This is a genomic window from Micromonospora sicca, from assembly GCF_003172935.1.
GTDB classification, from domain to species: domain Bacteria; phylum Actinomycetota; class Actinomycetes; order Mycobacteriales; family Micromonosporaceae; genus Micromonospora; species Micromonospora sicca.
The window spans coordinates 21,756-29,109 of sequence record NZ_QGKS01000230.1; the positions used below are offsets into that span (position 1 = coordinate 21,756).

Annotated in this window: 7 protein-coding genes; all 7 read right to left on the minus strand. The window is 72.4% G+C overall.

The window, feature by feature from the left end:
* Positions 1 to 171 precede the first annotated feature (171 nt).
* Complete coding sequence (locus DKT69_RS16090; RefSeq protein WP_109802364.1) at positions 172 to 975, minus strand: shikimate dehydrogenase; 804 nt, start codon at positions 973 to 975, stop codon at positions 172 to 174.
* Positions 972 to 2,192 (minus strand): endolytic transglycosylase MltG, encoded by a 1,221-nt coding sequence (gene mltG, locus DKT69_RS16095; protein ID WP_109802365.1) that lies wholly within the window; start codon positions 2,190 to 2,192, stop codon positions 972 to 974. Before mltG ends, DKT69_RS16090 begins: the two co-directional genes overlap by 4 nt.
* Entirely contained in the window at positions 2,192 to 2,650 is a 459-nt protein-coding gene (gene ruvX / locus DKT69_RS16100; protein WP_109802366.1) for a Holliday junction resolvase RuvX, read from the minus strand. The genes mltG and ruvX overlap by 1 nt, the downstream gene beginning before the upstream one ends.
* A 69-nt stretch (positions 2,651 to 2,719) precedes the next feature.
* Positions 2,720 to 5,398 (minus strand): alanine--tRNA ligase, encoded by a 2,679-nt coding sequence (gene alaS / locus DKT69_RS16105; RefSeq protein ID WP_109802367.1) that lies wholly within the window; start codon positions 5,396 to 5,398, stop codon positions 2,720 to 2,722.
* A complete protein-coding gene (locus DKT69_RS16110; protein ID WP_109802368.1) occupies positions 5,395 to 5,700 on the minus strand; it encodes a hypothetical protein in 306 nt (101 codons plus the stop codon). Before DKT69_RS16110 ends, alaS begins: the two co-directional genes overlap by 4 nt.
* 16 nt (positions 5,701 to 5,716) lie before the next feature.
* A complete protein-coding gene (locus tag DKT69_RS16115; RefSeq protein ID WP_109802369.1) occupies positions 5,717 to 6,178 on the minus strand; it encodes a DUF948 domain-containing protein in 462 nt (153 codons plus the stop codon).
* Between the two features lie 150 nt (positions 6,179 to 6,328).
* Entirely contained in the window at positions 6,329 to 6,946 is a 618-nt protein-coding gene (locus DKT69_RS16120; protein WP_109802370.1) for a hypothetical protein, read from the minus strand.
* Positions 6,947 to 7,354 lie beyond the last annotated feature (408 nt).

Here is a 7,354-nt window from a genome sequence, read left to right on the forward strand (position 1 = left end):
GGTGGCCGCGCCAACGCCGTGCCCACCGCGTCCCGCCTTACGGACGCACCCGACCCGGGTCCGGCCGTCCGTGCCGTCGGCAAGGCTCCGGTCCGACCGGCGCGGACCGCCGGAGCGGCCCCGGAACGGTCGGCGCGGGAGGGTGGTCCGTCGGCCCCGGCCGGCGGTGGTTCAGGCGCGCGCCGTGGTGAGCGCGGCGCGCATCGCGTCGACCGGCGCCGGGACGCCGGTGAACTGCTCGAACTGGCCGACCGCCTGGGCCAGCAGCAGGTCCAGCCCGGAGACCACCCGGCAGCCGGCGGCGAGCGCGGCGGCGGCGAGCGGGGTGGGCCAGGGGTCGTAGAGGGCGTCGAAGAAGACCGTCCCCGGCCGCCAGTCGAAGTTCTCCGCCAGGGGGTCGGCCACGCCCTTCGGCACGGTGGAGATCACCACGTCGGCCCGGGCGTGGCTCGGCGCCCCGTCCCAGGCCGCACCGGTCAGCGGCACGCCCACCGCGCCGGCCACCGGCCGCAGCTCGTGGACGGCCTCCGGGCGGCGCGCCACCACGGTCACCTCGGCCGCGCCGAGCCGGGCCGCCGCGGCGAGGGCCGCCCGGGCGGTGCCACCCGCGCCCAGCACGGTGACCGTCGCCCCCACCGCCACCCCGGCGAGCACGTCGACCATGCCGGTGACGTCGGTGTTGTCGGCGTACCAGGCGCCGTCAGGTCGGCGTACCAGCGTGTTGGCGGCCCCGACGGCGGCGGCGACCGGCGAGACCTGGTCGGCCAGCGCGAGCGCCGCCTCCTTGCCCGGCATGGTCACCGACAGCCCGGCCCACTCCGGGCCGAGCCCGGCGACCAGCCCGGGCAGCTCCTCGGCCCCGCACTCGATCCGGGTGTACGACCACCCGGTCAGCCCGGCCGCCGCGTACCCGGCGTTGTGGATCACCGGGGAGAGCGAGTGCGCGATCGGCCTGCCGACGACGGCGGCCCTCACGACGTGCAGTTCGATCCGGTCAGCACCTTGTTGTCGCACATGGTCCGGATCAGCTTCCGGAAGTCCGCGTCGTTGGAGCCGTAGCCCATCGTGCCCTTCTGGTCGATGGTCATGAAGTAGATCCAGTCACCGGGCGGCGGGTTCACCGCGCCCTTGAGCGCGTCCTCGCCCGGGTTGCTGATCGGGGTGATCGTCAGCCCGTCGACGCCGTGCGTGCGGTACGGGTTCTTCGGGTCGTTGAGCTCGGACTGCTTGAGGACGTCGGAGTCCTTCGGGTCCTTGCCCTGCAGTCGCAGCCAGTAGTTGATCGCGCTGTCGATCTCCAGGCACTTGCAGTGGTACTTGTCGGTGTAGACCCGGTTGTAGATCACCCGGGCCACCTTCGGCAGGTCCACGTGGTTGACCGACTCGGCCTGCGCGATGGACGCGGTGATCAGCGCCTCGTACGGGGAGATCTTCCGCTCCTGCTGCGCCTTCTCGACGAAGTTCAGCTCCTGGGTGACGGTGAGGAACTGGTCCACCATCATCGACAGGATCTGCTCGGCGGTGGCCTTCGGCGGGATCTCGTAGGTCGCCGGGAAGAGGAAGCCCTCGATGCTCTTCGGGCCCTTCTTGCCGTCGCCACGCGTGAACCAGTAGGCCGGCACGCCCAGCTTGACCGGATCCTTCGCGGCGGCCTTGAAGTCGGCGACCGGGATCTTGGTCTGCTTGGAGAGAATGTCGTAGATCGCCAGGCTGATGGTGCCCTCGGGGATGGTCACCCCGTTCACCACCCGGCTCTTCGGGTCGAGCAGCAGGTTCACCGCGTCGGCGGCCTTCATCTGCTTCCTGACCTTGTACCGGCCGACCTGGATGTTCTTGCTGCGGGAGTTGGCATCCGCGGCCTCGATGAACGCCTTGGTGCTCTTCACCACCCCGGCGTCGTAGAGGGAGTCACCGATGTCGGTGAGGGTGTCGCCGGCCTTCACCTCGACCAGCGCCTCACCGGAGCCGGGGCCGTCGTAGTCCGGGGTGACGAAGTGGTTGCGGATCCGGTCGAAGCCGACGTACGCGCCGCCGCCGATGCCGCCGAGCAGCACGAGGGCCATCAGCAGGGCGAAGACCGTCTTGCCCCGACCGCCCGACTTGCCGTTGCGCTTGGCCACGGCGCCGCGCCGGTGCCGGCCCTTCTCCCCCCTCTCCGCCTCGTCGAACCCCAGATCCAGATCGTCGATCATTACGTCCGCCTCCGCTGCGCGTCCAGCCAGCTCTGCAGAATCTCCACCGCGGCGGCCTGGTCGACCACCGCCCGTTGGCGTTTTCCCCGGACGCCACGTTCGGCCAGCCTACGACTCGCCACGACGGTCGACATCCTCTCGTCCGTCAGCGCCACCGGAACCGGCGCTATTACATCGGCCAGACGGGCAGCGTACGCCGAGACGTTCGTCGCCGCCGGACCGTGTTTGCCGGAAAGATTGACCGGAAGACCGACGATCACCTCGACGGCCTCATGTTCCGCGATGAGGTCGACCAGCGCCGCCATGTCAGCGGGCACCGCGTCGGCGGCGGCGGTCAGGTCCCGGGCGAGGGTGACCAACGGGGTGGCCAGGATGCCGTGCGGGTCGGAGCGGGCGACGCCGACCCGAACCTGCCCGACGTCCACCCCGAGCCGGACCCCACGGGACAGCTCACCCATAATCGGACACCCCTCAGGACGGCTCAGGGCGGACCGGAATGGTCCGCCCTGGCCGCAGTCGGTGCGTCATCACGCCTCGGCGATCGCCTTCTCCACGGTGGCCAGCAGGTTCGGCGCCTCGGCCGCGGGCAGGCCGCCACCCTGGGCGAGGTCGTCGCTGCCGCCACCACGGCCGGAGAACGCCGCCTTGACCAGGTCCTTCGCGGTCAGGCCGCGCCCACGCGCGGCCTGGTTGACCGCCACCACCAGGGACGACTTGCCGTTGGCCCGGGCCGCCACGGCGACCACCGCCGGCCGGGCCGGGTCGATCCGGCCACGGATCTCCTGGGCCAGCGTCCGCACATCGTTGCCGGCCGCCCCCTCGGGCGCCTCGGTGCCGACGTACGCCACCCCGCGCACGTCCTTCGCCTGCGCGGCGAGCGCCGCCGCGCCGCCGAGCACCAGCTGGGCGCGCAGCTTCTCCAGCTCCTTCTCCGCGTCCCGCAGCTGGGTGACGGTCTGCTCCACCCGGTCGGCGACCTGGTCGCCGGGGACCCGGAACAGCTCGGCCAGCCGGGAGACCAGCAGGTGCTCGCGGGCCAGGAAGCCGAACGCATCCATGCCGACGAGGGCCTCGATCCGGCGCACGCCGGAGCCGACCGAGGCCTCGGAGAGGATCTTCACCAGGCCGAGCTGCGCCGACCGGGCCACGTGCGTGCCGCCGCACAGCTCCCGGGCGTAGTCGCCGACCTCGACGACCCGGACCCGCTCGCCGTACTTCTCGCCGAACAGTGCCATCGCGCCGATCCGGCGGGCCTCCTCCTGGGTGGTGATGAAGGCGTGCACCTCCAGGTCGGCCAAAAGCACCTCGTTGACCTGCTGCTCCACGTCGTGCAGCACGCTCGGCGCCACGCCGGTGGGGGTGTTGAAGTCGAACCGCAGCCGGCCCGGCGCGTTCAGCGAACCCGCCTGGGTGGCCGACTCGCCGAGGAAGTTGCGCATGGTCTGGTGCACCAGGTGGGTTGCGGTGTGCGACCGGGAGATCGCCCGCCGCCGGGACACGTCGATCTCGGCGTACCCGGTCTCCCCGGCGCGCACCTCACCCCGGAGCACCCGGGCCCGGTGCACGATCAGCCCCGGCACCGGCTGCTGCACGTCGAAGACCTCGAGCTGGCCACCGCCGACCGTGATCAGGCCCTGGTCGGGCTGCTGGCCGCCGCCCTCGGCGTAGAACGGCGTGGTGTCGAGCACCAGCTCGATGGTGTCGCCCTCGACCGCCGCGCCCACCTCGGCGCCGCCGGCGAGCAGCGCCCGCACCCGCGACTCCCGGTTCAGCTCGGTGTAGCCGGTGAACTCCACCGGACCACCACCGTCGAGCACCGACCGGTACGCCGACACGTCCGTGTGCCCGGTCTTGCGCGCCTGCGCGTCCGCCTTCGCCCGGCTCCGCTGGTCGGCCATCAGCCGGCGGAAACCCTCCGCGTCGACCTGCAGCCCCTGCTCGGCCGCGATCTCCAGGGTCAGGTCGATCGGGAAGCCGTACGTGTCGTGCAGCTGGAACGCCTTGTCGCCGGAGATGGCCGGCTTGCCCGCCGACTTCGTCTCCGCGATCGCGGTGTCCAGGATCGTGGTGCCCGCGCGCAGCGTGGCGAGGAACGCGTCCTCCTCGGCGTACGCGTACTGGGAAATCCGGCCGAACTCGGCGGCCAGCTCCGGGTACGACGGGGACATGCAGTCCCGGGCCACCGGCAGCAGCTCGGGCAGCGCCCGGTCCTGGTAGCCGAGCAGCCGGACCGCACGGATCGCCCGGCGCATGATCCGGCGCAGCACGTAGCCCCGGCCCTCGTTCGACGGGGTCACCCCGTCGCCGATCAGCATCAACGCGGTGCGCACATGGTCGGCGATCACCCGCAGCCGGACGTCGTCGGGGTGCGACTCGCTGGCCACATGGCCGGAGCGCGCGCCGTACCGCTTGCCGGTCAGCTCGGCGGCCCGGTCCAGGATCGGCCGGACCTCGTCGATCTCGTAGAGGTTGTCGACGCCCTGGAGGATGGAGGCCATCCGCTCCAGGCCCATGCCGGTGTCGATGTTCTTCGCCGGCAGCTCGCCGAGGATCGGGTAGTCCTCCTTGCCGGTGCCCGGACCGCGCTCGAACTGCATGAAGACGAGGTTCCAGAACTCCATGTAGCGGTCCTCGTCGACCGCCGGGCCGCCCTCGCGGCCGTACTCGGGGCCCCGGTCGTAGAACAGTTCGGAGCACGGGCCGCAGGGGCCGGGGATGCCCATCGACCAGAAGTTGTCCGCCCTGCCGCGGCGGACGATCCGCTCGGCGGGCACCCCGACGGACCGCCAGATCTGGTACGCCTCGTCGTCGTCCAGGTAGACCGTCGGCCAGACCCGCTCCGGGTCCAGCCCGAACCCGCCCTGGTCCAGCGGCTTGGTGACCAGGTCCCAGGCGAGCGGGATGGCCCCGTCCTTGAAGTAGTCGCCGAAGGAGAAGTTGCCGTTCATCTGGAAGAACGTGCCGTGCCGGCTGGTCTTGCCGACCTCGTCGATGTCCGGCGTCCGGATGCACTTCTGGACGCTGACCGCGCGGGGGTACGGCGGGCTCTGCTGACCCAGGAAGTAGGGGACGAACTGCACCATGCCGGCGTTGACGAACAGCAGGTTCGGGTCGCTGATGGCGGGCAGCGGAGCGGACGGCACCACGACGTGGCCGTTCGCCTCGAAGTGGGCGAGGTACCGCCGCTTGATCTCCGCCGTCTTCATCGCTGGTGCTCCTCCGGGAAAATCTCTCGGTCGCCGATGCGCGGGTCCTCCCGCAGCTCGGCGAACTGATCGTCGAACGTCTCGCCGCGGGCGAACGCCTCGTGGATCTCCTGCTCGCGCTCGGCCATCCCGACCCGGACGTCCTCCACGAAGCTACGCACCGACTCGACGAGGCCGCCAGCGGATTCCGACAGGCCGCTGGCGATGCCGGCCGGCGTGTACGCCTGCGCGGTGCGGGTCGCCTTGCGCACCACCAGCACGCCCACGGCCAGCCCGACGCCCAGCCAGAACAACCGCCTCATGCTCTCATCCTCCTGGTCAGCGGTTGCCGCGCTTGGCGGCCCGGCGCTGCTGCTTGATGGTGTCGCGTACCTCGCGCTCGGTCTCCGCGTGCCGGCGCGCCGAGGCCGCCCGGCGCACGCCGTAGCCGAACGCGGCCACCTTCACCAGCGGGTTCGCGGCGGCGGCGGACACCACGGTGGCCAGGTTCGCCACGTTGGCGGTGACGTTCTGCGCGTGGGTGGTCATGGTGTCCACCTTGGCGAGCTGGAGGTTGACCCCGTCGAGGGAGGTCTGCACCTGCTCCAGGGCGACGTTGACGTTCTTCACGGTGGTGTTGACGTCGCCGAGCAGCGGCGTGGTGCGCTCGTTCAGGTCGTTGATCATGCGGGTCGTCGCGTCCACGGTGTGCCGCAGCCGCAGGATCGGCACCGCCAGCACGAGCACCAGCATCAGGAACGCGCCGGCCGCGATCAGCGCAGCGATCTGTCCACCATCCACGCGCATGTCCTCCTCAAGCAGGCGTTCCGGGATCCGACTCCCGGAACGCGCGACCGTCCCGCCCACTCGCCCCACGTCGACCCACCACCGGTCGACGGGCGCCCGCGGGCCCGCCAGCCCCAGACCCTACCGTCCGTGATGGAAACCGGCTCAGGACGGTGAGGGTGTGAGTTCGCCCAGTGGATCGTCGGTGAGGGTGGGGAACGGATCCTCACCGGTGAGTGACGGGTCAGTGCTGGGTTGTGGTCGGGTCCGCTCGTCGTCGATCGCGTTGCGCACCTTCACCGACACCAACGAGCCGGCACACTTCCCCGCTGCGGGCGAGGGCGCCGAAGACGGCGCCGGTTGACCGTTGACCGGCGGCAGGGCGCAGGTGGGCTCGCGTACCCAGAGGTCGAGGGTGAGTTCGTCCCGGCGCCAGCAGGTGTAGCTGCCCTTGGCCGGCTGCTCCGGGCAGCGGGTCACCTTCCACCGCCGCCAGCCGTCCCGGGCCAGCGCCGCCTCGTAGGCCTGGGCCGTCTCCTTCGGCGCCCGCTCGGACTCCACGGTCCGCTCCCGCAGCCGGCAGTCCTGCAGGCACCAGCGGCTGCCGCTGACGTTGTCGACGGTCTTCACGGTCGCCCAGCTCGGCACGTCGAGCGCGTCGAGGGAGTCGAAGACCGGGTCCCGGCTGAGCGTGCGGAGGCCGAAGTAGAGCGGCACCGCGCCGAGCAGCAGCAGGCTGACCAGCGCGAGGATGCCCATCCGCAGGCGACGCCGCTCGCGCATCTGCCGGCGCAGCTCGGACCGGGCGCCGCGCAGGCCACCGGCCGGCGTCGGGTCGTCCTCCGGCGGCTCCGAACCGGCCCGCCGCAGCGCCGGGCCGGCCTGGTCCGCCGGTTGCGGTCGCGCACCGACCGGCTCCCCCTGCGGTACGACCGCGGCCGCCCGCGCCACCGCGGGCGCGTTCCCGGGGCGACCGGGCGGCGGTACGGAGGCCGCGCCGCGTGGTTCCGGGTGGCCCGGCTCCCGCTGCGGTGCGGTCGACCGGCCGGCCGACGGCTCGTCGGTTCCGCCGGGGCGGGCCACCGGTGCGGCCGCCCGGGCCACCGCCGGCTGCCCGGCCGCCGTGCGGGGGCCGGGCTCGGCACCGCCGGGCGGGGGGCCGAACCGGTCCGCCGCCCGGCGGTGCCGAGC

Excerpts from the sequence above, each read along its gene's own strand:
- mltG (WP_109802365.1), bottom strand. The coding sequence starts at position 2,192 with ATGATCGACGATCTGGATCTGGGGTTCGACGAGGCGGAGAGGGGGGAG.
- ruvX (WP_109802366.1), bottom strand. The coding sequence starts at position 2,650 with ATGGGTGAGCTGTCCCGTGGGGTCCGGCTCGGGGTGGACGTCGGGCAG.
- alaS (WP_109802367.1), bottom strand. The coding sequence starts at position 5,398 with ATGAAGACGGCGGAGATCAAGCGGCGGTACCTCGCCCACTTCGAGGCG.
- DKT69_RS16110 (WP_109802368.1), bottom strand. The coding sequence starts at position 5,700 with ATGAGGCGGTTGTTCTGGCTGGGCGTCGGGCTGGCCGTGGGCGTGCTG.
- DKT69_RS16120 (WP_109802370.1), bottom strand. The coding sequence starts at position 6,946 with ATGCGCGAGCGGCGTCGCCTGCGGATGGGCATCCTCGCGCTGGTCAGC.